The sequence below is a fragment of the Bradyrhizobium sp. STM 3566 genome (genome assembly GCF_045571445.1).
GTDB lineage: Bacteria > Pseudomonadota > Alphaproteobacteria > Rhizobiales > Xanthobacteraceae > Bradyrhizobium > Bradyrhizobium vignae.
Window position 1 is genome coordinate 4,570,524 of the sequence record NZ_CP120692.1, and the last position, 24,154, is coordinate 4,594,677.

The 24,154-nt window shown below is 65.0% G+C and carries 26 protein-coding genes and 4 pseudogenes; 14 read left to right on the plus strand and 16 right to left on the minus strand.

Annotated features, from left to right (window positions below; translation table 11 throughout):
• Positions 1-696: 696 nt before the first annotated feature.
• Both P6U27_RS22160 and P6U27_RS22165 read left to right on the plus strand, forming a co-directional pair.
• Positions 697-1,353 carry a transposase gene (locus P6U27_RS22160; RefSeq protein ID WP_407194453.1) on the plus strand — a complete coding sequence of 219 codons (657 nt, stop codon included), beginning with the start codon at positions 697-699 and terminating at the stop codon, positions 1,351-1,353.
• On the plus strand, positions 1,314-1,655 hold the full coding sequence (locus P6U27_RS22165) for a transposase (RefSeq protein ID WP_244608010.1): 342 nt from the start codon (positions 1,314-1,316) through the stop codon (positions 1,653-1,655). The genes P6U27_RS22160 and P6U27_RS22165 overlap by 40 nt, the downstream gene beginning before the upstream one ends.
• A 420-nt stretch (positions 1,656-2,075) precedes the next feature.
• Here P6U27_RS22165 and P6U27_RS22170 read toward each other — a convergent pair whose 3' ends face one another.
• A complete protein-coding gene (locus tag P6U27_RS22170) occupies positions 2,076-3,200 on the minus strand; it encodes a mandelate racemase/muconate lactonizing enzyme family protein (RefSeq protein ID WP_407192599.1) in 1,125 nt (374 codons plus the stop codon).
• Positions 3,201-3,361: 161 nt separating this feature from the next.
• On the opposite strand from P6U27_RS22170, the pseudogene P6U27_RS22175 reads away from it, so the two are divergent.
• Positions 3,362-3,556 (plus strand): annotated as a pseudogene (locus tag P6U27_RS22175) (FMN-dependent NADH-azoreductase); the annotation flags it as partial.
• A gap of 33 nt (positions 3,557-3,589) precedes the next feature.
• On the opposite strand, the gene hydA reads toward P6U27_RS22175, so the two are convergent.
• The 5 genes from hydA to P6U27_RS22200 are packed head-to-tail and all read right to left on the minus strand — an operon-like array spanning position 3,590 to position 8,367.
• Entirely contained in the window at positions 3,590-4,999 is a 1,410-nt protein-coding gene (gene hydA, locus P6U27_RS22180; protein ID WP_407192600.1) for a dihydropyrimidinase, read from the minus strand.
• Positions 5,000-5,010: 11 nt separating this feature from the next.
• The gene (locus P6U27_RS22185) at positions 5,011-5,742 is read right to left on the minus strand and encodes an aspartate/glutamate racemase family protein (protein WP_407192601.1); all 732 of its coding nucleotides are present in this window, start codon (positions 5,740-5,742) and stop codon (positions 5,011-5,013) included.
• 9 nt (positions 5,743-5,751) lie between these two features.
• Positions 5,752-6,528: an ABC transporter ATP-binding protein gene (locus P6U27_RS22190; RefSeq protein WP_407192602.1), complete on the minus strand. Its 777-nt coding sequence runs from the start codon at positions 6,526-6,528 to the stop codon at positions 5,752-5,754.
• Positions 6,528-7,379, minus strand: coding sequence for an ABC transporter permease (locus P6U27_RS22195; RefSeq protein ID WP_407192603.1), 852 nt, complete (start codon positions 7,377-7,379; stop codon positions 6,528-6,530). Before P6U27_RS22195 ends, P6U27_RS22190 begins: the two co-directional genes overlap by 1 nt.
• Positions 7,363-8,367 carry an ABC transporter substrate-binding protein gene (locus tag P6U27_RS22200; protein WP_407192604.1) on the minus strand — a complete coding sequence of 335 codons (1,005 nt, stop codon included), beginning with the start codon at positions 8,365-8,367 and terminating at the stop codon, positions 7,363-7,365. Before P6U27_RS22200 ends, P6U27_RS22195 begins: the two co-directional genes overlap by 17 nt.
• Positions 8,368-8,659: 292 nt before the next feature.
• Here P6U27_RS22200 and P6U27_RS22205 point away from each other — a divergent pair, with 292 nt between their 5' ends.
• Positions 8,660-9,277 carry a GntR family transcriptional regulator gene (locus P6U27_RS22205; protein WP_407192605.1) on the plus strand — a complete coding sequence of 206 codons (618 nt, stop codon included), beginning with the start codon at positions 8,660-8,662 and terminating at the stop codon, positions 9,275-9,277.
• 2 nt (positions 9,278-9,279) lie between these two features.
• Positions 9,280-10,029 carry an aspartate/glutamate racemase family protein gene (locus tag P6U27_RS22210; protein WP_407192606.1) on the plus strand — a complete coding sequence of 250 codons (750 nt, stop codon included), beginning with the start codon at positions 9,280-9,282 and terminating at the stop codon, positions 10,027-10,029.
• Here the strand turns inward: P6U27_RS22210 and P6U27_RS22215 are convergent, their stop codons facing one another.
• On the minus strand, positions 10,030-11,418 hold the full coding sequence (locus tag P6U27_RS22215; protein ID WP_407192607.1) for an amidase: 1,389 nt from the start codon (positions 11,416-11,418) through the stop codon (positions 10,030-10,032).
• A gap of 88 nt (positions 11,419-11,506) precedes the next feature.
• On the opposite strand from P6U27_RS22215, the gene P6U27_RS22220 reads away from it, so the two are divergent.
• From P6U27_RS22220 to P6U27_RS22235, 4 genes are read left to right on the plus strand one after another with little or no spacing between them, the layout of a single operon-like run.
• The gene (locus P6U27_RS22220) at positions 11,507-12,601 is read left to right on the plus strand and encodes an ABC transporter ATP-binding protein (RefSeq protein WP_407192608.1); all 1,095 of its coding nucleotides are present in this window, start codon (positions 11,507-11,509) and stop codon (positions 12,599-12,601) included.
• A gap of 30 nt (positions 12,602-12,631) precedes the next feature.
• Positions 12,632-13,678: an ABC transporter substrate-binding protein gene (locus tag P6U27_RS22225; protein WP_122403903.1), complete on the plus strand. Its 1,047-nt coding sequence runs from the start codon at positions 12,632-12,634 to the stop codon at positions 13,676-13,678.
• A 19-nt stretch (positions 13,679-13,697) separates the two neighbouring features.
• On the plus strand, positions 13,698-14,561 hold the full coding sequence (locus P6U27_RS22230) for an ABC transporter permease (protein WP_122403904.1): 864 nt from the start codon (positions 13,698-13,700) through the stop codon (positions 14,559-14,561).
• A complete protein-coding gene (locus P6U27_RS22235; RefSeq protein ID WP_407194472.1) occupies positions 14,561-15,376 on the plus strand; it encodes an ABC transporter permease in 816 nt (271 codons plus the stop codon). The genes P6U27_RS22230 and P6U27_RS22235 overlap by 1 nt, the downstream gene beginning before the upstream one ends.
• On the opposite strand, the gene P6U27_RS22240 is transcribed toward P6U27_RS22235, so the two are convergent.
• Complete coding sequence (locus P6U27_RS22240; RefSeq protein ID WP_129144225.1) at positions 15,377-15,712, minus strand: hydroxyisourate hydrolase; 336 nt, start codon at positions 15,710-15,712, stop codon at positions 15,377-15,379.
• Between the two features lie 26 nt (positions 15,713-15,738).
• Between P6U27_RS22240 and P6U27_RS22245 the strand changes: the two genes are divergently transcribed.
• Positions 15,739-16,935: an MFS transporter gene (locus P6U27_RS22245; protein WP_407192609.1), complete on the plus strand. Its 1,197-nt coding sequence runs from the start codon at positions 15,739-15,741 to the stop codon at positions 16,933-16,935.
• Positions 16,916-18,283 (plus strand): amidase, encoded by a 1,368-nt coding sequence (locus P6U27_RS22250; RefSeq protein WP_407192610.1) that lies wholly within the window; start codon positions 16,916-16,918, stop codon positions 18,281-18,283. The genes P6U27_RS22245 and P6U27_RS22250 overlap by 20 nt, the downstream gene beginning before the upstream one ends.
• Positions 18,284-18,520: 237 nt before the next feature.
• Here the strand turns inward: P6U27_RS22250 and P6U27_RS22255 are convergent, their stop codons facing one another.
• Both P6U27_RS22255 and P6U27_RS22260 read right to left on the minus strand, forming a co-directional pair.
• Positions 18,521-18,850: a Rieske (2Fe-2S) protein gene (locus P6U27_RS22255; RefSeq protein ID WP_407194473.1), complete on the minus strand. Its 330-nt coding sequence runs from the start codon at positions 18,848-18,850 to the stop codon at positions 18,521-18,523.
• Positions 18,830-18,970, minus strand: a pseudogene (locus P6U27_RS22260) (FAD binding domain-containing protein); the annotation flags it as partial. The pseudogene P6U27_RS22260 and the gene P6U27_RS22255, both read right to left, overlap by 21 nt.
• Positions 18,971-19,113: 143 nt before the next feature.
• Between P6U27_RS22260 and P6U27_RS22265 the strand changes: the two are divergent.
• Both P6U27_RS22265 and P6U27_RS22270 read left to right on the plus strand, forming a co-directional pair.
• Positions 19,114-19,350, plus strand: a complete 237-nt coding sequence (locus P6U27_RS22265) for a DUF3551 domain-containing protein (RefSeq protein ID WP_407192611.1) — start codon at positions 19,114-19,116, stop codon at positions 19,348-19,350.
• Positions 19,351-19,387: 37 nt separating this feature from the next.
• On the plus strand, positions 19,388-20,398 hold the full coding sequence (locus P6U27_RS22270; RefSeq protein WP_407192612.1) for a patatin-like phospholipase family protein: 1,011 nt from the start codon (positions 19,388-19,390) through the stop codon (positions 20,396-20,398).
• A gap of 9 nt (positions 20,399-20,407) precedes the next feature.
• On the opposite strand, the pseudogene P6U27_RS22275 reads toward P6U27_RS22270, so the two are convergent.
• The 3 genes and pseudogenes from P6U27_RS22275 to P6U27_RS22285 form a co-directional block, all read right to left on the minus strand.
• A pseudogene (locus P6U27_RS22275) lies at positions 20,408-20,755 on the minus strand (SIR2 family protein); the annotation flags it as partial.
• A 218-nt stretch (positions 20,756-20,973) separates the two neighbouring features.
• A complete protein-coding gene (locus P6U27_RS22280; protein WP_129144228.1) occupies positions 20,974-21,444 on the minus strand; it encodes a metallophosphoesterase family protein in 471 nt (156 codons plus the stop codon).
• Positions 21,444-21,662 carry a DUF6894 family protein gene (locus tag P6U27_RS22285; protein ID WP_122403912.1) on the minus strand — a complete coding sequence of 73 codons (219 nt, stop codon included), beginning with the start codon at positions 21,660-21,662 and terminating at the stop codon, positions 21,444-21,446. Before P6U27_RS22285 ends, P6U27_RS22280 begins: the two co-directional genes overlap by 1 nt.
• A 258-nt stretch (positions 21,663-21,920) precedes the next feature.
• On the opposite strand from P6U27_RS22285, the pseudogene P6U27_RS22290 reads away from it, so the two are divergent.
• Positions 21,921-22,751: pseudogene (locus tag P6U27_RS22290) on the plus strand (PQQ-binding-like beta-propeller repeat protein); the annotation flags it as partial.
• Here the strand turns inward: P6U27_RS22290 and P6U27_RS22295 are convergent.
• Genes P6U27_RS22295 through P6U27_RS22305 form a run of 3 tightly spaced genes read right to left on the minus strand, consistent with a single transcriptional unit; the run spans position 22,724 to position 24,088 of the window.
• Positions 22,724-23,644 carry a hypothetical protein gene (locus tag P6U27_RS22295; RefSeq protein ID WP_122403913.1) on the minus strand — a complete coding sequence of 307 codons (921 nt, stop codon included), beginning with the start codon at positions 23,642-23,644 and terminating at the stop codon, positions 22,724-22,726. The pseudogene P6U27_RS22290 and the gene P6U27_RS22295 sit on opposite strands and share 28 nt — an antisense overlap.
• Positions 23,645-23,656: 12 nt before the next feature.
• The gene (locus tag P6U27_RS22300) at positions 23,657-23,944 is read right to left on the minus strand and encodes a hypothetical protein (protein WP_122403914.1); all 288 of its coding nucleotides are present in this window, start codon (positions 23,942-23,944) and stop codon (positions 23,657-23,659) included.
• A gap of 12 nt (positions 23,945-23,956) precedes the next feature.
• Complete coding sequence (locus tag P6U27_RS22305; protein WP_283809893.1) at positions 23,957-24,088, minus strand: hypothetical protein; 132 nt, start codon at positions 24,086-24,088, stop codon at positions 23,957-23,959.
• Between the last annotated feature and the right edge of the window lie 66 nt (positions 24,089-24,154).

Consider the following 24,154-nt stretch of genomic DNA (forward strand, 5'->3'; position numbering starts at 1 on the left):
CGAGACCCTGAAACCGAGTTTGAGGAGCGATGAGTGAAGGACGAGACGGACCGCTTCCGGAGACGGCTCCGGAATGGCTTGGGCTCCTCCCACACATCGGCCCGATGCGTGATGTTTAGTTTTTTTACAGAACTAAACGTATTACTAAATTCTGGAGATCGTCAAGCCCCGTTTGTCGCGAGCCTGGCGAAAAGACTTACAGTGTTCGCGCGCAAGCGGGATGTTCGCAGTTGCAGCGAAAATTCCGCAAAATCTTGCCGAATGCGACCGCCGATGTCGCCCGGCAGGAGCAATCCAGCCCATCCGAACAACAGGAGAGCCGGAAGGTCGGCCATAGCCGCGTGTTTAGCAAACGGCTTTTACTGAAATGTTCAATGAAGCAGTTCGGAGGCGCAAGTAGCCCCCTCGTTGTCCGAAATCTGACGATGGCCGCCTCCGTTCGGATTCGTCGCATCTGTGCGGTCGGTGCTGCCTCGCAACCTGCTTCGAGACAGCTCCCTGCGCCCTTGTGTCCCCGAAATCTGCCAGAATGTGGCAACGGGCGGTTGGATCAGAACCGCCCGTTGCCGGAACTGAGCCCGTTGCGCCCAAAGGCGACAGAGCCTGCTAAAGAGCAAGGGACAGCTCCGGTGTCTTCCTGAACCCGAACAGTTGCAAGGGCTGCGAGCCCGTACCAGGCAAGGAAGGGAGTGGATGATGACACAAGACGATCTGGTTGTCGTCGGCATCGATGTCGCTAAAGACAAGATTGATGCGTGCATTCGGACCGTAACGGAGCGGAAGACTTGCCCAACAACCGCGGCGGGGCGACGGAGCTTGATTGCATGGCTTCGCAAGCATCAGGTCGGCAAGGCAGTGATGGAGGCAAGCGGCGGCTACGAGCGGGTATGGGCCAAGGCGTTGCGCCAAGCAGGGCTGGAAGTACGGATCGTCGATCCCAAACGGGTTCGCCACTTTGCGGAATCGGCGGGACGCCTTGCGAAAAATGACAAGATCGACGCGGAGATGATCTCCTGGTTCGCCGAGACATTCGGCGAGGCTCCCAGCCAAGTCGACAATCCCGCTCACGAGGAGATGAAGGCACTGGTGAAGGGACGCCAAGGCCTGCTTGACGTCAGGGCTCGCCTGGAAATGCAGAAGGAGCATGAGGCGCCGGCCCTTGTTCAGAGGCTCGCGCGCGTCTTCTTAAGAAGCTGGCTGACGAAATCGCCGCGCTCGAGACCGCGATCGCGGCGACGATCAAGACAACGCCGGACTTTGCCAAACGTGCCGAGATCATCCAGAGCGTACCAGGCTTTGCTGAGGGGACCGCAATGGCGCTGCTTGGAGGACTACCGGAGCTGGGGCAGGTGAGCGACGAAGTTGCCGCCGCGTTGATGGGCGTTGCTCCTTATGACGACGATAGCGGCAAACGTCGAGGTGAACGCTGCATCAAGGGTGGCCGCCGCTGGGTGCGAAATGCCCTCTACATGCCCTGTGTCGGTGCCGCAACGCTGAACAATCCGGTGTTCAAGGCCTTCTACGAACGGCTGATTGCCAAGGGCAAGCCGCCAAAGGTCGCGATCGTCGCCTGCATGCGCAAGCTGATCATCATCCTCAACACCATGATCGCGCGCGGCGAGACGTGGGATCCGAAGAAATACAGGGTGGCCTGACGAGCGCGCCTATCTCGCGCTCGGACCTCGGCCGAGCGCATGCAAAGCCAACAGACCGGTGAGCGGACGGGGTCAAGGCCGTCAGCCGCCGCAGGCGGGGGCGCGCCAGCGCCAGCCTTGAGGCCGGCCGATCGCCGGGCTACTTCGCCACAGTTGCTCTTGGCTTTCAGAGGGTGAACCGACGAAGCAAAGCTCGGGCGGAAGGCGCCGCGAGAATGCGGAGGTGTGTCCTTGAAAGAAGTGTTGGCGCGCCGCGATGCTGCCGCTTGCTTCATCAGCGAACACCGGGAGCTGCGGCTCTCGTTTGAGTCGTTGCAAGGCGACCGGATTCTGCTCTCCTCGGCTGCGATGCGATCTTTCTTGATCGCGGTGCACACCGCAAATTGCGGCCGAAAGCCAGCAGGTCCTGTCACTTCTGGTCTAGATGCTGCGATAGCGCTCGATCGAGGCAAGATCGGGCACTATTCCGAGCCCGGGGTCTTCGCCCAGCTGAACGGTTCCTTCCCTCACGTTGACGATCGAGCCACAGAACAGATCGCGCAGTGGGTTATCGTTGGCATCGACTTCCAGCCAGCCATCACCTCCGATACCGGCGAGAAGATGCGCGGATGCAAGCAGGCCGAGACCACCGCCGAGATAGTGCGGACAAAACGTCTTTCCCGCCTCCAGGATGTCGCGAGCCAGACCGGCACAGAGGCTGAGGCCGCCCCATTTCGCAATATCGGGCTGAACCACGCCAAGCACGCCTTCCGACAGAACGTCGTTGAAGGCTTCGACGCTCGAAATGTTCTCGCCGCCGGCGATCGGCATCTTCGCCGCGGCATGCAGCCTGCGCCACTCCTCGCGCGGGCGATCGGCGCGGATCGGCTCCTCCAACCAGCGCAGATCGAATTCGGCAAGCCGCGGCAGCATCTGAAGCGCCTGAGCCGTTGACCAGCCCTGATTGGCATCGCTGGCAAGCATGCCGGCGCCGACAAGTCCGCGCAGCGCGGCCAAATTGGCAAGGTCGGTCTCGATGCCGAAGCCGACCTTCAGCTTCAGCGCACGATGACCGCGCGCGAGCGCGGCCTCCGCTGTCTGTGCCGCACCGCCGGGATTGATGCCGCTGGCATAGACCTTGATCGTATCGGACTGCGCGCCCAGAAGCCGCCAGAGCGGCGAACGCTGGCGGCGTGCGGAGAGGTCCCACAGCGCGAGGTCGATACCGGCGATCGCCTGCGCAAATGGTCCCGGTTCGCCGCATTGAAGCGCCAGCACCTCGGTGCCCTTGGTCAAGGTCTCGAAAGCCTGAGCGGGACCGCCGAATTTGCGACCGACAAGGCCGGGCGCAAGCACCTCGTTGACGAGCCGGGCGCGATGCTCCGCGCCGGGCGCCGGAAAGTTGGACCAGGATTCACCCCACCCCTCGACGCCGTCTTCATCGACAGCGCGAACAAAGACGGCGGGACGGTTGAGCATCTTGCCGAACGACGTCACAACCGGCGTCGCCAGTGGATAGCGATAGCAGAACGCCTCGATCGAGCGGATGGTGAAGCCGTCAGTCATGTTGCGGATCCTGCGATCGGGGTGAAACCACGCAGAGCCACTATCTCAATAGGCGCGCGCGAAGTCACCTTCCTGCTTGATCTCAGTGAACACCGGAAAGCGCGCTTTCCACGGCGGCCTTGGCCGTGGTCAGCTTGTCGAGCCTTCTGAAGTGGGCCGAGAGCGGCACCGATTTTGCCATCGGCATGAACCGCGGCCGCATCGATATGGCGACGCCTTACTTGCGGGAAATCCTGCGCTTCATCGGCATCAGCAATGTCCGTTTCGTGCTGATAGGTCCAACCACCGGACCGCAGCAGCGATCGACGCTGCCCGTAAGGACCCATCAGCGCCTCGCTGCAATGGCCGCGAGCTTCTGGATGTCCGCTTTGGCGGCAGGTGGAGCCGGATCAGATCAGGCTCGACTTGCCCCGGCTCAGCACTTGGCCTGCACCTTTGGCACCGACGATCCGCCCCTTGTTGAAGACCACCTCTCCGCGGGCGATCGTCGTCACCGGCCATCCCGTGACCTCGAACCCTTCCCAGGGCGTGTAGTCCGAGCCGTGATGCAAATCGGCCTGCCGGATGGGCTTCTTCAATTTGGGATCCCAGAGAACGATATCGGCATCAAAGCCGACGCCGATCGAGCCCTTGCGCGGATAAAGACCATAGATCCTTGCATGGTTGGTCGCGGTCAGCTCGACGAACTTCTGCAGGGTGATGCGTCCCTTCGAGACGCCTTCTGAGAACAGGATCGGCAGCCGCGTCTCGACACCGGGGATGCCATTCGGCACCCAGCGGAACGAGGTGCGGGCGTTCGGCGTCTGCTTGCCCTTGGGATCGTCGTAGCGGAACGGGCAATGGTCGGACGAGAAGGTCTGGAACACACCCGACGTGATGCCTTCCCAGATCGCTTGCTGGCTCTCGATATCGCGCGGCGGCGGCGAGCAGACATATTTCGCGCCCGTGATGTCCATGTTGAGGCCCTTCATGTCGTCGGCCGTCAGCGTGATGTATTGCGGGCAGGTCTCTGCATGCACCGGCAAGCCGCGCTGCTGCGCCCAGCGCACCTGCTCCATCGCCTCGCGACCGGAGACGTGCACGATCATGATGGGGACGCCGATCACCTCGGCATGGCTGATGGCGCGGTGCGTCGCCTCGCGCTCGACCGCCTGGGGCCGCGACACCCCGTGATAATAGGGCGCGATATGGCCTTCGCGCTCCAGCTTGCTGGTGAGGAAGCGGATGGCGTCATAGCCCTCGCAATGGACCATGACCAGCGCCTCCTCGCGGCGCGCGACCTCGAACACCTCGAGCAGCTGCTTGTCGCTGAGCACGAGGTCGTCATAGGTCATGAACACCTTGAAGGAGGTGTAGCCGTCCTTGACCAGGGCCGGCAGCTCCTGCCCGAGCACGACCGCGGTCGGGTCGGAGATGATGAGGTGGAACGCGGTATCGATATAGCATTCGCCTTCGGCGAGCTTGCGATAGTTCTCGACACAGGTTCGCAGCGAGGTGCCCTTCTCCTGCAGCGCGAAGGGCAGCACCATGGTGTTGCCGCCGGCAGCCGCCGCGCGTGTCGCCGAGGCAAAATCATCGGCCATCACCACGTCGGGGCCCGAGGGCTGGGAGATGTGGACGTGGCTGTCGATGCCCCCCGGCAGCGCCAGCAGGCCGGTCGCGTCGATCTCCTGCGCCGCGCCCTCGAGATGATCGGCGATGCTGACGATTCGGCCGTCGCGAATGCCGATATCGGCGCGGAACTCGTCGCTGGCCGTCACGATGGTGCCGCCCCGAATGGCGAGATCGAGTTGGGTCACGTGCGCCTCCGTCACTTGATGGCCGCGGATGTCTGGAATATGCGGCCCCACCCCGCAAGGGCCCTGATGTCGCAGCAGGCAAGACCGAGGGTCCGCCACAGCGTGACCGCGACCGAGTCGAGCACAGCGACGTCCAATTCCCGTTCCAGCGAGGCCGCAAGCGCCGCAGCGTCGAGATTGGTGCAGAGGATGACGATCGCATCTGCTCCCTCCGCCGCCACGGCGCGAATCATGTCCGCAATGGTCGTCGGCGCGACCTCTCCAAAGGAGAAATTGTCGCGCAGGCCGAGGTGCCGCTCGGCGTGCGGGGCGATCCCCTCCTCGGCCCAGACGTCGGCGATCCGCCGCTGCACATCGTCCGTATAGGGCGAGACCAGGCCGACGCGCTTGGCGCCGAGCGAGCGGGCGGCATCGATGCAGGCGAGCGTCGACGTTGTCGCCGGGACGCCCGCGCGCGCCGTGATCGCCTCGCACAGGCTCCGGTCGCGGCCGATACCGAGCCAGCTTGCGGAGGTGCCATTCCAGGCAATCGCGTCGACCTTGGCATCGGTCAGCAGGTCCGCGGCCGGCAGCATCACCGAGGCATCGAACTGGCTCAGCGCGGCGGCGTCGAGCGCAATCTCGGTGACGCGAAAGCGCGAGAAATGTGCGGTGACATCAGCCACGCCATGCAGCATGGCGCTGGTGACGGGCTCCAGCACCGAGTTGGAGGATGGCGTGATCATGCCGAGACGCTTGCGCATGGCGATACCTTACGACGCCTGCGCAAGCCGCGTCGACTCCTCCCGGATCAAAGCCAGGATGTGGCGCTTGGCGTCGTTGAATTCGGGGCCGGTGATGTCGCGCGGGCGCGGCAGGTCGAAAGTGACGGCCTCGCGGATCCGGCCCGGCCGCCTGGTCATCACCACGATCTTGTTGCCGAGCACCAAGGCCTCGTCGACGCTATGAGTGACGAACACGATGGTGCAGCGGCGCTTCTGCCAGATCGCGACCAGCTCCTCCTGCATTTCGAGCTTGGTCTGGGCATCCAGCGCCGCGAACGGCTCGTCCATCAGGATCACGCTCGGGTTCATCAGCAGCGCGCGGGCGATGCCGACGCGCTGGTTCATGCCGCCCGACATTTCGGAAGGATGATGATGCTCGAAGCCGCGGAGGCCGACGAGATCGATGAACTCCATGGCGTGGTCGTGGCGCTCGGCCTTGGCGACCCCCTTGAGCTTGAGATGGAAGGCGATGTTGTCGATTGCGGTCAGCCACGGCATTAGCGTCGGCTGCTGGAACACCACCCCACGGTCCGAGCCGGGCCGCTCCACCTGCTTGCCGTCCACCAGCGCGCGGCCGCTTGTCGCCTGCTCGAAGCCCGCAATGATGTTCAGGAGTGTCGACTTGCCGCAGCCGGAGGGGCCGAGCAGGCAGACGAAATCGTTGGACTCGATGTCGAGATTGATGTTGTCCAGCGTCAAGAGGTCCCGGCCGCGGCGCTTGTCGGAGAACACCTTGACGATGTTGCGAAGCTCGATTGCCGCCATCAGCCCGCCCTTCCCTGCACGGTGGTCGTCTGCTGCCAGCGCAGCGTGCGCGCCATGATCGCCTTGAGTCCGAGGTCGGAGAGATAGCCGAGCAGGCCGATCGAGATCATCGCAGCCAGCACGATGTCGTAGCGCAGGAAGTAATAGGAATCCCACAAGACATAGCCGAGGCCGCTCTTCACCGCGACCATCTCGGCCGTGACCGTCAGCATCCAGGCCGATCCGACCGCGATGCGCAAGCCCGCAAAGATCGACGGCAGCGCCGCCGGCAGCACGATGTCGGTCAGCATCTGCCGGCTATTGGCGCCCATCATCTCGCCGGCGCGCACGAGATTGTGGTCAACGGTCTTGACGCCGTGGATGCAGTTCATCAGCACCGGAAAGAAGGCGCCGAGGAAGACGAGGAAGACCGCCGGCTTGTCGGCGATGCCGAACCAGATGATCGCCAGCGGAATCCAGGACACCGGCGGGATCGGACGCAGCATCTGCAGCGTGGGCTCCAGCGTCTTCTCGAACAAGCGCGACCAGCCGATCGCGACTCCCGCGAGGATGCCGAGCAGACTTGCCAGCGCAAAGCCGCCGAACACGCGAAACGCGCTGGCGAGCGCGTCACGCAGCCAGTGCCCCGAATAGGTCTGCGTGGTCTCGTCGAAACCGAACACCCAGTCGCCGAGCGCATGCAGCACCGCGCTCGGCGCCGGCAACAGCGCCGGCGGAAGCATGCCGCTGCGGGCAAAGGCCTCCCAGCCCGCGATCAGCAGCGCGGGTACGACGAGGCGTTCGAGCCCCTGGAATGCCCGCGTCAGCCGAAACGCCGGCCTTGCGGGAGAGACATCAGTAACCGAGGTCATTCTTGGCCTTTCCGGTGGCCTGCTCCAGGAACGAATAATCCATGTTCTTCTCCGCTTCCGCGGAGACGTCCTTCGAGATGTATTTGAGGTCGCGCATCATCGCGGCGATCGCCAGCGTCTGCGAGCGATGGATCGCAGGATCGGGCGAAGCGTTCTTCAGCGCCTCGGTCGCCACATTCTTGTCGAGGCCGGTGAGCTTGTTGATGACCTCGACCCACGGCCCCTTGTCGGCGATCAGCTTGTTGTCGAGCTCGACCACGGCGCCGACGACGGCCTGGACGCCGGCGCGCTGGCCCGCGATCACATCCGAACGCGTGACGATCAGATTCGTGAGATTTCCCGCAGCCTGCTCATACGGCAGCACAAAATGCTTGCCGGCGCCGGCGAGCCGGATCTGGGAGGCGAACGGCTCGACCGAGCAGATCATGTCGACCTCGCCGCGCTGGAGCGCGGCGAGATGATCTGACGGATTGGGGATGTTGATGAACTGGATGTCCTTGTTGGGATCGACGCCCTGCTTGAGGAACGCGCCGCGCATGTGGATGTCCTGCGCATTGCCGCGGGACGCCGCGACCTTGAGCGGCTGACCGTCGCTCTTCGCCTTCGCAACGGTCGTCTTGAACGTCGCCCAGTCCTCAGGGGGAAGGTTCAGCTTCGCGGAGGAGAGACATTCCGAGCCGCCATTGATCTGACCTGAGACGGCGACGACGTCGAAACCTTTGTCGAGCGCGGTGATGTAATGGAGATAGGTCACCTGCGCGACGTCGATGCTCTTCGAGACCAGGGCGGTGAGCACGTCATTGCCCGAGTTGAAGCCGGTCGCCTCGACCTCGATGCTCTTGGCAATGCCCGGGATCAGCGACATCGGCAGGCAGTGCGCGCATTTGGCGTAGCCGAGCTTGATCTTCGCCGCCTGCGCGGAGGCGAGATCGCTTCCGCCAAGCATCGCCGCCATTACCACGAGGCCCAGTCGCAAACTCGTCCGCATCACCTGCTCCGTTTCGAATGCGCGGGATCTCGCGCGTCGGAAACGATCATCCGCCGCCCTTCGCCGCAAGGCAATCCAGTTTCTGCATGCTGCATACAATTTGCGCGCTATGACATTGTTTTCAGCGAGATACGTCGATATTTTGGGCAGGCCAAAGGACCGGAAACGGCTAAGATCCAACGTGAGAAGTGAGGCACGCGTGCAGCCAAAATCGGAAGCGTCAAAGGGACGAAAGTCGCCCAAACTCAAGCGGATGGGCCTGCATGAGCGTGCCGCGGCGCGGATGCGGACGATGATCATTCGCGGCGAGCTGCCGCCGGGTTCGCAAACCCAGGAGACTAAGCTGTCGAAGGAGCTCGGCGTGTCGCGCACCCCCTTGCGCGAGGCGATGAAGGTGCTGGCGGCTGAAGGATTGATCGAGCTTCGTCCCAACCGCAGCCCGCGCATTGCCGATGTCGCAGTGGACGGCATCTCGGAATTGTTCGAGGCCCTCGCCGGCATCGAGCGGCTCGCCGCCGAGCTCGCCGCGGAGCGCGCCACCGAGCGCGACCTCGCCCGCCTGCGTACGCTTCAGACCCGCATGGAGGGTCATCACCGCAACGGCAAGCTCGACGATTATTTCACCATCAACGGCGAGATTCACAACACCATCGTCCGCATGGCCCGCAACACGCCGCTGCGCGAAGCCCACGAGACGCTGATCTCCCGCGCCGAACGCGCGCGCTATCTCGCGCTCGGCGCGAACAGGCGCTGGAGCAATTCGGTCGACGAGCACGCGGACATCCTGGCTGCACTGGAGGCACGCGACGGCGAAGCCGCCGGCCGCCTGCTCGGCGCCCACGTCGCGCGCACCGGCACGGCGCTGCTCGAAGTCCTCGCCGCCCCTCAGGCCAAACGGACGGCGGCATAATCATGAAGCTGCTGCTGCTCAACCCGAACACCAGCACCGAGGTCACGCAGCTGATGCTGGGAGTCGGGCAGCGCGCCGCTTCCTCCGGAACCGAGCTGATCCCCTGCACCGCGACCCGCGGCGTGCCCTATATCGCCACGCGCACCGAAGCGCAGATCGGCGGCGCCATCGCGCTGGAGATGCTGGCCGAGCAGCACATGAAGGTGGATGCCGCAATCATCGCGGCATTCGGCGATCCCGGCCTGTTCGCGGCGCGCGAGATCTTCGACATCCCCGTGATCGGCATGGCGGAAGCCGCCATGCTGACCGCCTGCATGGCCGGACGCCGCTTTGCCATCGTCACCTTCGCCCAGGCCCTGGGCCCCTGGTACGAGGAATGCGTCCGCGCCCACGGGCTGTGGGAGCGGTGCGCCGGCATCCGCATGCTCGATGCGCCGTTTCAGGCGATCTCCGAGGTCGGCACCGAGAAGGAAGACGTGCTGGTCGAACTCGCCCAGCGCGCCATCGTCGAGGACGAGGCCGATGTGCTGATCTTTGCGGGCGCGCCGCTGTCCGGCCTTGCCGAGCGCGTCGCCGACCGGATCCCTGTCCCCGTGGTCGATCAGGTCATCGCCTCCGTGAAGCAAGCCGAAGCGCTTCATGCGCTGCACCTGCGTAAGGCGAGCGCAGGTACGTTCCGCCGCCCCGCCGCGAAGCCGACCATCGGCCTTGCCGATGCGCTCGCCGCCCGGCTCGAGCATCGCGACAGCTGATCAGAGAGGCGGCCGGCGATGCGAAAAACCCAGTTCGTTCTCGAGGCTGCGGCCGAAGGCAAACAAGCGGGATTCGCACCCCGGCGACGCGATGACCTGGATGCCGAAGGGCAGCTCATTCTCGCCTCGCGGCACCGGCAAAGTCAGGACCGGAAAGCCGACCAGCGACACGATGAAAGTAACGGCGAGATAATCGATCGGCGTCTCCAGCGCCGCCCCGTCGATCGCGGTGACGTCGCTGATCTCGTTCGGCCAGGGGAAGACCGACGCAGCCGGCGCGACCAGGATATCGGCACGGGTGAACAGCGCGCGAAAGCTGCGATAGATCACGGTGCGGCGTCGTTCGGCGTTCAGGTAAGCCTCCGCGGACAGCCTTGCGCCGGCCTCGATGTTCCAGATCACCGTCGGAGTGAGCTCGGTACGACGCATCCTCAGCAACTCGCCATAGCTGCTCGCGATGTGCGCGCCGCGCAGCGTACCAAAGGTTTCGATCGCCCCGCCACAATCGGGCGAGGACAGCTCGACATCGCCAACACGCGCGAGCGCCTCGCAAGCCGCAGCGAAGCGCGCACGAACCTCGCACGCAACCGGCGCGACACCGAAATCGGGCGTAGCGGCAATCCGGGGACGGCCAGCGATGGGTCGATCATCGCCGGCGCCGTGGAGCGAGAGCGGATCATTCGCATCGCCTCCGGCGCAGGCCGACAGCGCAAGCTCGAGATCGTCGACACTGCGGGCGAGAAAACCGTGCGTGGCCAGCATGTCCCAGCCGAGCGGCCGGCGCGGCGACGGAATGCGGCCGGGGGTCGGCCGGATCGAAGCAACGTCGCAGAAGCTGGCGGGCGTGCGCACCGAGCCACCGAAATCGGTGCCGTGCGCCAGCGGCGCCATGCCGGTCGCGACGGCGACGGCAGAGCCGCCGGACGATCCGCCGGAGGTCAGCGCGAGATCGAACGGATTGCGTGTCGGCCCGCGCAATCTGTTGGTACAGACCGCACCAAAGCCAAACTCCGGCGTGTTGGTCTTGCCCAAAATGATCGCGCCGGCGCGCCGCAGCCGCGCCACGATGAGATCGTCCTCGGCCGGGACGTGATCGCGGAACAGCACCGAGCCGTAAGTCGTCGCAAGTCCCGCCGTGTCGGTGAGGTCCTTGATCGCGATCGGCACGCCATGCAGCGGGCCGATCGGCGCAGAGGCCGCATCGCACATCTGCGCAGCGCGGCGGGCGCCGTCCGCATCGACCGTCACGAATGCCGCCAATCGGGCGTCGAGGCTCGCAATCCGGGCCAGATACGCTTCGATGGCGTCACGGGAGGACAGCTCGCCCCTCGCAATGGCACGCGCAAGCTCCGTGGCCGTGACGTCGCATATCGATCGATCCGATGTCATCGGGCCACCATGCCAAAACGCTCGCCGAAAAGCGACAGGCGCGGGCACGAGACTTGCTTTCTCTTCCGGAGCAACGGGAGGCAACACCATGGCTGATGCGCCAAGCGGCCGATCGCTCGTCGTCGACGCGGTCACCCACCGGTATCCGAGTGGCGCGCTTGCGGTCGAGAACATCAATCTCGACATCAAGGGCGGCGAGATCATCGCCCTGCTCGGCCCCTCCGGCTGCGGCAAGACAACGCTCTTGCGCATCATCGCCGGCTTCATCGCCCAGACGCAAGGGAGGATCATCATCGGCGACGACATCGTCGATGCGCTGCCGCCGAACAAGCGCGCGGTCGGCATCGTGTTCCAGAACTACGCGCTGTTCCCGCACCTGTCGATCATCGAGAACGTCGCCTATGGCCTCGCCGCCCGCGGCATCGACAATGTGACGCGGCAGCGCGAGGCGCAGCGCCTGTTGGAGCTGGTGCAGCTCCCGACAATGGCCGAGCGGCTGCCGCGGCAGCTCTCCGGCGGGCAGCAGCAGCGCGTTGCGCTCGCCCGCGCGCTCGCGATCAAGCCGTCGATCCTGCTGCTCGACGAGCCCTTCGCCGCGCTCGACAAGAATTTGCGGCTGGACATGCAGATCGAGGTCAAGCGGCTGCAACGCGTCTCCGGCATCACCACGCTGCTCGTGACGCACGACCAGGAAGAAGCGCTGTCCATGGCCGATCGTGTCGCCGTGCTGAGCCATGGCAAGCTCGAGCAGTTCGGCTCGCCGTCGGACGTCTACGACCGTCCGCAGACGCTGTTCGTCAACACCTTCGTCGGCTCCACCAACCGCATGCCCGGCGTCGTGGTTTCGGTGGACCGCACGGCGGCAAAGGTGCGCCTCGATGCCGGCGCGGAGATCATCGCGCGTCCCGCGGGCGGTACGCTCAGCGAAGGCGGCCGCGTCACGGTCTGCATCCGTCCCGAGCATCTGCAATTCGTCGGCGACGAGACCGGCTTTGCCGGCGTGATCGGGATGTCGCTGCCGCTGGGCGCCACCGTCGTGCACGAAGTCACCACCGCCGATGGCTCCGGTGTCAAGGTCTCCCAGGCGCGCATCGGCGAGACGCGCGCGCTGGAGAACGGCGCGGCGGTGCGTCTCGCGCCGCTCGCCCCGTCGCTCGCCAACGCCTTTCCCGCAACGCTTTGAATTCAGTTTCTGTCCAGAGGGGAGTTCGACATGATCATGAATCGCAGAAGCCTGCTGACCACCGCGCTCACACTCGGCGCCATGAAGGCATTTCCTGGCCTGAGCTACGCCCAGGCCCGTCCACTGGTGTTTGCGACCTTTACGGGAAGCTGGGAGGAAGCGCACAAGGCCGTGCTGGTGCCGGCGTTCCGCAAGGCTAACGCGGACGCCGCGATCGTGCTGGACCCCATGCTCTCGGTCGACCAGATCGCCAAGGTGAATGCCGCCAAGGCCAATCCGCCGATCGATGTCATGCTGCACGATCCCGGCCCGGCCCTCGTCGCCATCGGCCAGGACCTGGTCGATCCCTATCCGGTCGAGAAGAGCGCCTACTACAAGGACCTGATCGCCGAGGCGCAGGAGCCGATGGGCCCCGCCCCATTCTTCCAGGTCGTCGGCCTCACATACAATCCCGAGGCCGTCAAGACGCCGCCGACCTCCTGGGCCGACCTCTGGAAACCGGAGTTCAAGGGCCGCGTCGGCATCACCAACCTCAACTCGACGCTCGGCACCGGCTGGCTTGTCGAGATCGCCAAGATGCGCGGTGGCTCCGAAGCCAATGTCGATCCCGGCTTCAAGGCGCTGGAGGAGCTCAAGCCCAATCTCGCCGCGGTCGCCGCCAATCCCGGCGCGCTCGCCACCCTGTTCCAGCAGGGTCAGATCGACATCTCGCCCGGCAATTTCAACGCCATTCAGATCCTCAAAGCCCGCGGCGTGCCGGTCGAGTTCGTGGCGCCGAAGGAAGGCGCCATCGCCTTCAAGACCACGATCCACATCGTCAAGAATTCGCCGAACCGCGAGCTCGCCTTCAAGCTGATCGAGGCGGCCTTGATGCCGGAAGTGCAGACCACGCTGATGAACCCGCCCTATCTGATCGTGCCGACCAATTCCAAAGTGGCGATGGGCGGCGAGATCGCGCGCGTGCTGGCCAAGGACGCGGCCGAGCTGAAGAAGAAGTTCGTGTTCCAGGACTGGAAGAAGATCAACGAGCAGCGCTCGGCCTGGATCGAGCGGTTCAACCGCGAGATCAAGATCTGAGACATTGAAGGCTTGAGTCATGGGCGCAGCACCGGCATCAAGGGACGTGACGTCCTACGGAATGGGATTGGCGGCGCCGCTGGCGCTGTTCTTCCTGGTCTTCTTCGTCGCGCCGCTGCTGCAATTGTTCTGGCTCTCGCTGCACAACGACACGGCCGGGCTCCAATGGGGGCTCGGCCAATACCTGCACTTCCTCACCGATCCCTTCAGCCTCGGCGTGCTCGGCTCGACGCTGCTATTAGGGGCCGAGGTGACGGCGGTCTGCCTCGTGCTCGGCTTTCCCATCGCCTGGCTGTATCAGCGGGTCGGACCAAGGCTTCAGACCATCATCATCCTGATCGTGCTGCTGCCGCTCTTGACCAGCGTCGTGGTGCGCACCTTCGCCTGGATCGTCATCCTCGGACGCCAGGGCATCATCAACGCGACGCTGCAATCGCTCGGCGTCATCGATACGCCGCTAAAATTGCTCTACACCCAGTTCGGCGTGGTGATCGCGCTGGCGCAGGTGCAGATGCCCTTGATGACGCTGCCGCTGATCACCGCGCTCGGCCGCATCGATCCCAATCTCGACGATGCCTCCTGCTCGCTCGGCGCCGGGAGCTGGCGCACCTTCTTCCGGATCGTGCTGCCGCTGTCACTGCCCGGCGTCATCGCCGGCTGCACGCTGACCTATGCCGCCGCGATCACCGCCTTCATCACCCAGTCGCTGGTCGGCGGCGGGCAGATGCTGTTCATGCCGATGTATCTCTACCAGCAGGCCTCGACACTGCAGAACTGGCCGTTCGCGGCCGCGATCTCGATCATCTTCCTGCTCGCCGTGCTCGCGGTCGTCTCGGTCTTCACCACGCTCGGCCGCCTGTCGCGCGGCTATGGAGGCGCATGATGCGCGGGCGCAGGCGCACATTGGAAGCCCTCAGTTTCGAGCTCGTGATGACCGTGATCGCGGTGATCGCGCTTGTCATCATCATCGCGCCGTCGCTCGTGGTGCTGATCGTCTCCTTCACCAGCGGCTTCTCGCTGCGCTTCCCGCCGCCGGGCTATTCGCTGCGCTGGTACGCCGAATTGTGGAATGCCTGGCAGCTGCATTTCGCGGCCAAGAACAGCCTGATCGTGGCGCTGTGGGCGACGGGCCTGTCAGTCGTGCTTGGCGTCGCCGCGGCGCTCGCGATCTCGCGGTCGCGCACGCTATCGGCGCGGCTGCTCGATTCCCTCTTCATGTCGCCGCTGGTGCTGCCGGCCCTCGCCTTCGGCCTCGCCGCTCTGATGCTGTTCTCGCTGGTCGGCCTGCCGGTGTCGCCGCTGACCTTGGTGATTGGGCACACCGTGGTCTGCGTCCCCTATGTCGTGCGCAACACGGTCGCAGCCCTCGCCCAGCTCGAGCCGACCCTGCTCGAAAGCTCGGCGGTGCTCGGCGCGAGCCGCCTCTACACCTTCCGCCGCATCGTGCTGCCGCTGATCCGCCCGGGCATCATCGCGGGCGCCTTCATCGCCTTCATGTCGTCCTTCGACAACGTGCCGGTGTCGCTGTTCCTGCGCGATGCCGCCACGGACATGCTGCCGATCCGGATGTGGCAGGACCTCGAGGGCAAGCTGGATGTCACCATCGCCGCGCTGTCGGGCGTGCTGATCATCGCGACCGTCGCGCTGGTCGCAATCATGGAGCGCGTCACCGGCCTGTCGCGGCGGCTGACGAATTGATCAGGCACCGCGGAACAGCGAATAGCCCCAGCGGGTGAATTTCAGCGGCAGATGAAAATGCTCGTCAACGTTCTTGATGCGGAAGCGGAACGGCGTCACGGTCAGGAAGCCGTCGCGCTCGCCGAAGAACTCGCCGAGATGAAACAGCACCTCGTATTCGCCGGCCGTCACGCCGGCGCCTTGCGCGATGGCATGATCGAGCACGCCATTGCCGCCGAGCCGCCCGTCGGCGATGCGCAGCGAGTCCGGATCGATCCGCCAGATCTCGACGCGCAGCCCCTGCGCCGGGCGCCCGCTTGCCACATCGACCGCGTGAATGGAAATGCCGCCTGCCACGATGTTCCTCCCATGAGCACGCCGCTATGGTAGACGCAAACACGGCCGCTCGGCCAGCACCGGCGTTGCTGCCGGCCCTCGGAGCGATGACCGCGCTGCAGGGCCTCGTCGCGCTGGCCTTGTTCGCGCCCGGCGTGGTCGCGCCGCGCGCGCATATCGAGGTCTGGCAGCTCTCGATGTTTTCCTGCGCGGTGTTCGCGGTCGGCATCCCCGCCTCGTTCTGGGGCGGCGGCTTCATCGCGCGCCTTGGCTCGCTGCGGATCGCGAGCCTCTGTGCGGCGGCCATCGTCGTCGGCATGGCATTGGCTTCGCTCGGATCGAGCGCCGCGCTGCTCGCCGCAGGCCTTTGCCTCGGCCTTGCCATGGGGCCCGAGACGCCCGCGAGCGCGGCGCTGCTGGCGCGGCTCGTCACCGCCGAGCGGCGCGCCTTCGTGTTCTCGGTGCGTCAGACCGGCAACCAGATCGGCGCGGTTTGCGGCTCGCTCGCGCTGCCCGCGATCGCGATCTCGCTCGGACCGGCCTGGTGCTATGCGTTTGTAGGCGGCTGCGCGCTGCTCGCGATCCTGTTGTTCGAATGGTTGCGGCCGGCCTATGCCGGCAAGGTCGCTCCGCCGCCAAAGCTCGATCTCCGCGCGCGGCTGGCGCTGGTGATTGCGGACCGGCGGATCGCGACGCTGGCGCTGGCCTCGATGCCGTTCAGCGCGATGCAGGTGTCGCTCAACACGGTCTTCGTCACACTCGGCACGCGCGAGCTCGGCCTTGGCCATATCGAGGCCGGCATGGCGCTCGCCTGCGCGCAAGCCGGCGGCCTCGTCGGCCGGCTCGGCTGGGGCTATGTCGCGATGCGCCTCGATGCCTCGCGGACGATTCTCGTCGTCATTGGCCTCGGCATGGCATTCTGCGCCGCGCTGCTGGGCCTCAACGGCGCTTCGCTCGGTCGCGGCGGGCAATTCATCATTGCCGCACTGTTCGGCCTGACGGCGTCGGGCTGGAACGGCGTCTTCATCGCCGAGATCGCCCGCCTCGCCCCGCAGGAGCGGATCGGCGAGACCACCGGCGCGGTGCTGACAGCCTCCTATGCGGGCCTGCTTGCGGCGCCGGCGCTGGTGTCGATCCTGGATGGCGTGGCCAGTCTCGGCATGGCATTCTTCACCTTGGCCTGCCTCGCTCTCTGCGGCACATTGGCGCTGATCTGGGGAGGCCATGACAAAGCCGACAAGTAGCGTGCGCGAGATTGCTGCCGACGTCGCCGCCGGACGGACGACTGCTGTCGAGACCGCCAAGGCCGCCCTCGGCCGCATCAAGGCCGCAAAGGCCTTGAACGCGGTCGTCGCGGTCAATTCCGCACGCACGCTCGCCGATGCCGCAGCCGTCGATGCTCGCCTGCGCGCCGGCGAGACCATGCCGCTTGCCGGCGTCCCCATCGTCGTCAAGGACAACATCTGGGTCGGCGGCTGGCGCGTGACGCAAGGCTCGCGCCTGTTTGCGAACTTCATCGCGCCGCAGGACGCGATCGCGATCGAGCGCCTGCGCAGCGCCGGAGCGGTCATCGTCGGGATCGGCGCGACGTCCGAATTCGCCTGCAAGGGCGTCACGACCTCGCAGCTGTATGGGCCGACGCGGCATCCGCTCGATCCCGCGCTGACACCCGGCGGCTCATCGGGCGGCCCGGCCGTGGCCGTCGCTGCCGGCCTCGTGCCGCTCGCGATCGGCACAGATGCCGGCGGCTCGAGTCGCAGGCCGCCGGCGCATGTCGGGGTCGCCGGCTTCAAGCCGTCCTATGGTGCGATCCCCTATGGGCCAGGTTTCGCCGAGCCCTTCTTCGGCCTCTCCGTCATTGCACCGATCGCCGCCGAAGTCGCCGACATCACGCTGGCGTTCGAGGCCATGGCCGGCCTCGATGGACGCGATCCGGATTCTGCCGTCGTTGCGCAGCAGGCCAAGGACACCGCCGGTCAGCGCATCGCGTTTTCGCCGCGCCTTGGTCTCGATGTCGCGATTGACGATGTCGTCGCGAATGGGCTCGCCTCCGCTGTCGACCGGCTTTCCGCGGCAGGTTTGCGCATCACGCAACGCGATCCCGTCTGGTCGGCAAACGCCACGGAGGACGCCATCATGCCGCTTCAGCATGCGGGTCTGGCGGCGCTCTATGGTAACGCCTTCCGCACGGATCCGACTATCTTCGATCCCGATGTCGCCAAGCAGATCGAGCGAGGTCTCTCCTGGTCGGGTACGGAAGTTGCCGGAGCGCTGCTCGCGAGCGCCGCGATCGCCAATGCCTTCGCGGCTTTCTTCACCGAGATTGACCTGCTGCTGACGCCAACCGTCCCATGCGCTGCGTGGCCGCTGACGCAGCTCGGCCCGGACATGATCGGCGGAAAAGCCGCAAGCCCTCGTGCCCACGCGGTGTTCACGCCCTTTGTCAATCATGCCCGCCTGCCGGCGATTTCGATTCCGTGCGGAACCGATCGGCACGGACTTCCATTCGGCCTTCAGATCATCGCCGCGCGCGGACAAGACCGCTCGCTGCTCGCAGCAGCGCAAGAGATAGAGGCCATCTTGCGAGCGTAGTTTCTGGCGCAAGATGCAGGCAAGCTCATCCCGGTCGAAGGTGCCGACCATTTCACCATTCTCGAGGCGCTGCGGCGGCCGGACGGCATTCTCGTGGAGGCTGCTCGGCGACTGCTGAAACTGCAAAAACAACCCCATGCACAGTAGAGACGCCGTTGTTTTCAAAGGACAATTTTCGAGGCCAGATCGACACCGCCATCGCTTTGACTCGTCGGGCAAAACAGGAGCATAGTGCCATCATCGCCGCGGCTGCAGCTCCTGCATCTCAATCCAGATTTGCTCGCCCGTGATCCGCACCGGATAAAGCCGCAGCGGCGGGCTCGACCATCCCGAATTGATCGCACCGTCGCGGAGATCGAACGATGCGGCGTGACGCGGGCAGTACAGCCGCCCTGCCCTCACCTGCCCCAAGCCGAGATCCGCCTGCTCGTGCGGGCACGCGCGATCGCGTGCGATGATATCGCCCTCGTTCCAGATCACGAGCACGTCGAGGCCCGCGACGTGTACGCGAACGATCGTCTCCGCCTTCAGCCGGTCGAGATCGCAGACCGCTCTCCAGGCTGAAATCCAGTCCGCGGCGGGATCGGCATGGCTGAGCGAGCCGCCGATCGTGCCGCGGTTGCGCACCGGGCGATAAGCGATGTTGGCGGCGACGCCGCGCATGGCGCCGCGGGTCACATCCGTGATTGCAGCAATCAAACCTCACTTCATCGCGCTTTAGATCATCCGCCGCCCCGCTCGCGATCAGCGATCGCCTCGACTGGCGTGCACGCGCGCGTTTGGAACACCGCGTCACGCGCCGCGTTTAATGTCGAAATTGGAGATTTCAGATGACATATCGATTGCTCGCCGCTACCGCCGCTCTCGCGATCATGGGCAGCTTTGCCGCCCCGAGCGCCGCGGTCGCGCAAGATCGCTATTGCCTGCAGGGCCGGATCTGGGGCTATCCGGGCAATTGCCAGTTCGCCAGTTACAGTCAGTGCATGGCGAGCGCATCGGGAACGAACGCCTATTGCGGCATCAATCCCCGCTACGCCGATGCGCGCCGTTACAGGGGATACCGGTGATCAGCCCAGGCCTCCACATCGGCGACAGGCGCGCGTCTTGACCGATCCCACAGCAGAGCCGAGCGGCACGACGCCAGCAGAGCGCCCCCTCACCGCCATCGCATTCTCCGGCGGTCTCGGCCTCGGCGCGTATCATGGCGGTGTGTTTGAAGCGCTCACCTCTCTTTTGTTGCCGATCGACTGGGTGACGGGCTCATCGGCAGGGGCCATCACCGCCGCACTGATCGCGGGGAGCCCGAGTGCCGAGCGGCTGCGCAATCTACGCAGCTATTGGCATGCGCCAAGCAGTCCAGCCGGAGTGCCGAACGCGGGCCGCCATACGTTCGCCTGGCTGAGCTCGATCAACACGCGCGTGCTGGGTCGTCAGGGCTTCTTCCGTCCCCGCCTCCCGATTCCGACATCTCACTTCGCCGGCCTTTACGACCTCGGCCCGACCCGCGAACGCCTTCAGCAGTTGATCGATTTCGGACGTCTGAACGACGGCGATCCGCGCATCACGATCTGCGCCACGGACCTGGAAAGCGGCGATGCCGTACTGTTCGACTCCTCGTCCGAGCGGATCGAAATCGACCATATCCTGGCCAGTTGCGGATTCCTCCCTGAATTCGCTCCGATGCAGATCGCCGGCCGGTGGCTCGGCGATGGCGGGTTCGCGTTGAACGCGCCATTCGATCAGATCCTCGAAACTGCGCGACGGCTCCGCCTCTATGTCGTCGATCTCTTCCCGCGCGACGGCAAGGTCCCCGACGGGCTCGAGGCCGCGGCCGAGCGCAAGAGCGACCTGACCTTCGGCAACCAGACCTTCCAGCGCCTTGGCTACGCCCTGGAGGCCCGGCAGCTCCGTGCCGAGCTTCAGGACCTCGATGACGACGACGAGGTCTATCTGCTGAGCTACCGGCCGGGCCGCGAGGAAGCAGGTCCCGAAAAATCCTTCGACCTGTCGGAGGAGGCCATGGCGCAACGCTGGCGGGCCGGCTTTCTGGACATGCAGTATGCCGCACGCCTGGCCCCGATCCCGAACGGGATCTGCAGCGTGCGGCGGCTTTAACGATGTCTCTCAATGGCCAGGGCGCGAGCTGCTCTCCATGGGTCGATCGAGGCGCCGGCGAATGTCGCGCGGCAGCTGCGTGAGACCGTCGTCGGCGGCCATGCCATCGGGCGGAGCAATGGTGGTGATCCCCCGGTTCGCGAGCACAGCCTCCTGCACCGGATTACGCTGCGCGACGAACACGAAGGATTTCGGCCGTTCCTGACTGTGCCCGGACTCGTCCCAGATCTGCCAGATCCGGTGCAGCAGCAGGCGGATATTGGGATCGGACATGCTGTATCCGATGAAGAGCAGCGTGCTTCCAAGCGCATCAGCGCGAAAACGGATATCGAGCGGAGAATTGAAGGCGAGCCGATTCGAATTTCTCCGTGCTGAGGCTCCCGTGGGATCGCCACTCGCGTTGTGACCTTCACGTGGAGCAATGAGTTGGCAGCGGGGTCGTTCCCGAGCCGATCGTCGCGGCGCGAACGAATACAGAGGCGCAAGAAATCCCGAAAAGGACCGGATCGACGCGAGCGGCCGCCAGTCGCCTGGAGCGTTGGCAACTCGAATGCGCGCCAACCAGATGCACGCTCCTACGAGCCGTCGAGATCATGAATGACCGGCCGCAGCGGGCCGCTCGGATCGAGCTCGAGCGTTGCCAGCGTAATCGGCAGCTTGAACCGCCGCTTCCCTGCACTTCCCGGATTCAAGTAGAGCACGCCTTCGGCGGTCTCGATTCGCACGCGGTGGGAATGGCCTGAAACCACGACGTCAATCCCAAGCTCCGCAGGATTGATCGTCAGCTCCTTGAGGTCGTGCAGGATATGGAAGCAGCGGCCGCCGAGGCGCAGCGTTTGCGTTTCAGGCAAACGTTCAGCCCACGCCCCGCGATCTACATTTCCTCTGATCGCGGTAACCGGCGCGATCCGGCAAAGCCCATCCATCACAGCCTGGGTGCCGATATCGCCGGCGTGGATGATGTGCGAGACGCCGGCGAGGCAGTGCTCCGCCTCCGGCCTCAGCAGCCCATGTGTATCGGCAATCACCCCAATCCTGAACGTCATCAATGCAGCACGTCCAAAGGCATCCGGCCGACTTCCTCGCCATCGTCGTTCGTGACCAGGATCGAGAAGTGACGGCCCTTGAGCTCGGGATGCTCCTCGAGCAGGCGCCTGGCAATTTCTTCGGCAACATCCATGGCTTTCATGTCATCCGGCAGTTCGGCACCCCTCTCGTCTGCCACGGTTTCGGAATCCACCAAATCAAAATGATAGCGCGGCACGTCCGGCCCTCGGGTTTTCCCGCAGGAACGCCCGGTCTCGAACCTTCGTTCCGGCGTGGAGGCCGTCTGCGGTTCTGAACAACAGGAACATCTCGGTTCCCAAGACATTGCAAGCAGCGAGCATTGGCACCGCCCGCAACCTCGGGGCGTTTCTCCCTCCGCTGAAGTGAACCCCATGATCCGTCGTTCAGTAGACTGGTTACGCGACGCGCCATTGCTGGCCGTCACCATCCTTGTCGTCACCATCATGGGACTGCGGTGCCGCAGGGTCCGGCGCCCGGGGATCGGCTGTCGCCCACCCAACCCTTCTCCGAATTGAGCTTCCGGCCACCTCGCATGCTGACGGACGCTCAGATGTGGGGCAGCACGATGTTCGACCAGCTCGCCTGCCGCATCAAGTTCAAGCGCCTGCGCTATGAGGGGCCGTTCACGCCGCCGTCCGAACAGGGCACGCAGGTCTTCCCTGGAGATTTCGGCATGTTCGAATGGGGCGGCATCGCCGTCGATCCGCGGCGCCAGATTGCGATCGCAAATCCGCAATCGATTCCCTTCATCTCGCGTCTCGTGCCGCGCGGAAAGGACAATCCGGCGGCGCCCAACGCGGCGCATCCGCCCGGCACCGAGCTCGGCGTGCAGCCGATGTACGGCGCCCAGTTCGGCGTCGATCTCGGGATTTTCCTCTCGCCGCTCGGCATCCCCTGCCTCGCCCCGCCCTGGGGCAACATCGCCGCCATCGATCTCAGGACGCACAAGGTGGTCTGGCAGCACCGTATCGGCACGATCCGCGATCAGGCTCCGTTGTCGCTGCCCTTCAAGCTCGGCGTTCCCATGCTCGGCGGCCCGATCGTGACGGCTGGCGGCATCATCTTCATCTCGGGAACGATGGATGACTACATCCGCGCCTTCGACGTCCGCGACGGCAAAGAGCTTTGGCAGGCCCGCCTTCCTGCCGGCGGGCAGTCGACGCCGATGACCTACTCAGTCGGCGGCAGGCAATACGTCGTGACCGTCGACGGAGGCCATGGCTCATTCGGCACCAAGCTCGGCGACTACGTCCGGGCCTACGCGTTGCCCGAGCGGCGGCAATAGCCGAGTTGCACCTCGAGCGCATCGCGCACTTCGGCGACGACATGGCCCCAATCGCCCGGCCGTCTTTGGCGAAACAGCCGCACGCTCGGATACCAGAACGAGTGCGCTCCGGATTGAGGCCAGCGCCAGTCGCAATCGGCATGCAGCAGCACCCAGGCCTCGCATCCGAGCGCTCCCGCAAGATGCGCGACCATGGTGTCGACGCAAATGAGAAGGTCAAGCTGCCGCAGGCGATGGCCGAGGGCCACGATATCGGGCGTGCTGATCTCCAGCGCACCGAGCGCCGCGAGCTCTTCGCTGCTGGCGCCGCGCTGGAGCGAATAGAGCGTCACGCCCGGTCCGGCGACATGACGCAGCAAGACGGCCGGAACCTCCCGCCGCTTGTCCCAGTCGCCGACTTTCCAGACCAGGCCGAGGGCCAGACCTTGTTCCCCCCGCAGCGGCGGAACTGCAGCGGGAGGCAACGCCAGGTAGGGAACGCGCATCTCGACCTGATCCCGCCGCGCCCTGATGGCGTGCGGCACCTCCATGATTTCGATATCGACCTCGAAACCGACCTCGGGCGCTCCATCATGCAGCGGAATTGCGCGATCGACGCCCGTGGCGCCCGCGGCCAGCGGCAGCAGCTCGGGTTGACACCACAGGGTGACGCTGCGCGCGATCTCGCGAAGCGCGCGCATGAAGCGCAGGAACTGAATGGTGTCGCCGAGTCCGTGATAGCAGCGCACCAGCACGTGCTTATCTTTCAGATCCTCGCCGCGCCAGATCCGCTGGAGATGCCGCGGGCCGGTGTGCTTGGGCGGATGCGCCGTTTCCAGCAGATCACGATCGTTGATCGCCCAGGCGCGCGCAAAATCGCCCGCCCTGATCGCCTCAGCCCAACCGCCCGCCATTTCGCGCAGTCGCTAGTGTCGAACGAATTTGTGGAATCGGCTGAGCTTGCCGTCCTTGGTTCGGTCCTGGTGCAGGAACGCAATGCCGGCTTCATCGAATTTTTCAAAGAACTCGTCCCAGCTGATGCGGTCCAGCCCTTCGTCCGGCGGATCGAAATCGATGCGCAGGATTCCGGCGTGGCCATCTTCTTCCGTCGCCTTCACGGTTGCGGGTTTCCCTCCGCGCTCCTCGGCCCATTTCCGGATGACATTGTGATCGGTGGTCTGCTGGGCTTCAATATTCTGCGCCTTTGAAGTCATGTCATACCTCGCTTACTGGCCGGGCGATGAGCCCGGCATCGCATCGAACCATTGGCCGACAAACGCGGACCGAAGCAATTTGTTCTTTCGCTCGGATGCTAAGCAGTCCTGCGACGCAAGCATCATCTTCTTCATCTTCATCATGAAAGTTCTTCGTTCCCTACGGGCGGCCGGGGATCCTATCCCATGTTAAGCCCGCCGCATTTTATC

What these genes read in the sequence shown, in the direction of transcription:
- P6U27_RS22160 (WP_407194453.1), top strand. Translation starts at nt 697, where the DNA reads ATGACACAAGACGATCTGGTTGTCGTCGGCATCGATGTCGCTAAAGAC.
- P6U27_RS22165 (WP_244608010.1), top strand. Translation starts at nt 1,314, where the DNA reads ATGGCGCTGCTTGGAGGACTACCGGAGCTGGGGCAGGTGAGCGACGAA.
- P6U27_RS22170 (WP_407192599.1), bottom strand. Translation starts at nt 3,200, where the DNA reads ATGACTGACGGCTTCACCATCCGCTCGATCGAGGCGTTCTGCTATCGC.
- P6U27_RS22185 (WP_407192601.1), bottom strand. Translation starts at nt 5,742, where the DNA reads ATGCGCAAGCGTCTCGGCATGATCACGCCATCCTCCAACTCGGTGCTG.
- P6U27_RS22190 (WP_407192602.1), bottom strand. Translation starts at nt 6,528, where the DNA reads ATGGCGGCAATCGAGCTTCGCAACATCGTCAAGGTGTTCTCCGACAAG.
- P6U27_RS22195 (WP_407192603.1), bottom strand. Translation starts at nt 7,379, where the DNA reads ATGACCTCGGTTACTGATGTCTCTCCCGCAAGGCCGGCGTTTCGGCTG.
- P6U27_RS22200 (WP_407192604.1), bottom strand. Translation starts at nt 8,367, where the DNA reads ATGCGGACGAGTTTGCGACTGGGCCTCGTGGTAATGGCGGCGATGCTT.
- P6U27_RS22205 (WP_407192605.1), top strand. Translation starts at nt 8,660, where the DNA reads ATGATCATTCGCGGCGAGCTGCCGCCGGGTTCGCAAACCCAGGAGACT.
- P6U27_RS22210 (WP_407192606.1), top strand. Translation starts at nt 9,280, where the DNA reads ATGAAGCTGCTGCTGCTCAACCCGAACACCAGCACCGAGGTCACGCAG.
- P6U27_RS22215 (WP_407192607.1), bottom strand. Translation starts at nt 11,418, where the DNA reads ATGACATCGGATCGATCGATATGCGACGTCACGGCCACGGAGCTTGCG.
- P6U27_RS22220 (WP_407192608.1), top strand. Translation starts at nt 11,507, where the DNA reads ATGGCTGATGCGCCAAGCGGCCGATCGCTCGTCGTCGACGCGGTCACC.
- P6U27_RS22225 (WP_122403903.1), top strand. Translation starts at nt 12,632, where the DNA reads ATGATCATGAATCGCAGAAGCCTGCTGACCACCGCGCTCACACTCGGC.
- P6U27_RS22230 (WP_122403904.1), top strand. Translation starts at nt 13,698, where the DNA reads ATGGGCGCAGCACCGGCATCAAGGGACGTGACGTCCTACGGAATGGGA.
- P6U27_RS22235 (WP_407194472.1), top strand. Translation starts at nt 14,561, where the DNA reads ATGCGCGGGCGCAGGCGCACATTGGAAGCCCTCAGTTTCGAGCTCGTG.
- P6U27_RS22245 (WP_407192609.1), top strand. Translation starts at nt 15,739, where the DNA reads ATGGTAGACGCAAACACGGCCGCTCGGCCAGCACCGGCGTTGCTGCCG.
- P6U27_RS22250 (WP_407192610.1), top strand. Translation starts at nt 16,916, where the DNA reads ATGACAAAGCCGACAAGTAGCGTGCGCGAGATTGCTGCCGACGTCGCC.
- P6U27_RS22265 (WP_407192611.1), top strand. Translation starts at nt 19,114, where the DNA reads ATGACATATCGATTGCTCGCCGCTACCGCCGCTCTCGCGATCATGGGC.
- P6U27_RS22280 (WP_129144228.1), bottom strand. Translation starts at nt 21,444, where the DNA reads ATGACGTTCAGGATTGGGGTGATTGCCGATACACATGGGCTGCTGAGG.
- P6U27_RS22295 (WP_122403913.1), bottom strand. Translation starts at nt 23,644, where the DNA reads ATGGCGGGCGGTTGGGCTGAGGCGATCAGGGCGGGCGATTTTGCGCGC.
- P6U27_RS22300 (WP_122403914.1), bottom strand. Translation starts at nt 23,944, where the DNA reads ATGACTTCAAAGGCGCAGAATATTGAAGCCCAGCAGACCACCGATCAC.
- P6U27_RS22305 (WP_283809893.1), bottom strand. Translation starts at nt 24,088, where the DNA reads ATGATGAAGATGAAGAAGATGATGCTTGCGTCGCAGGACTGCTTAGCA.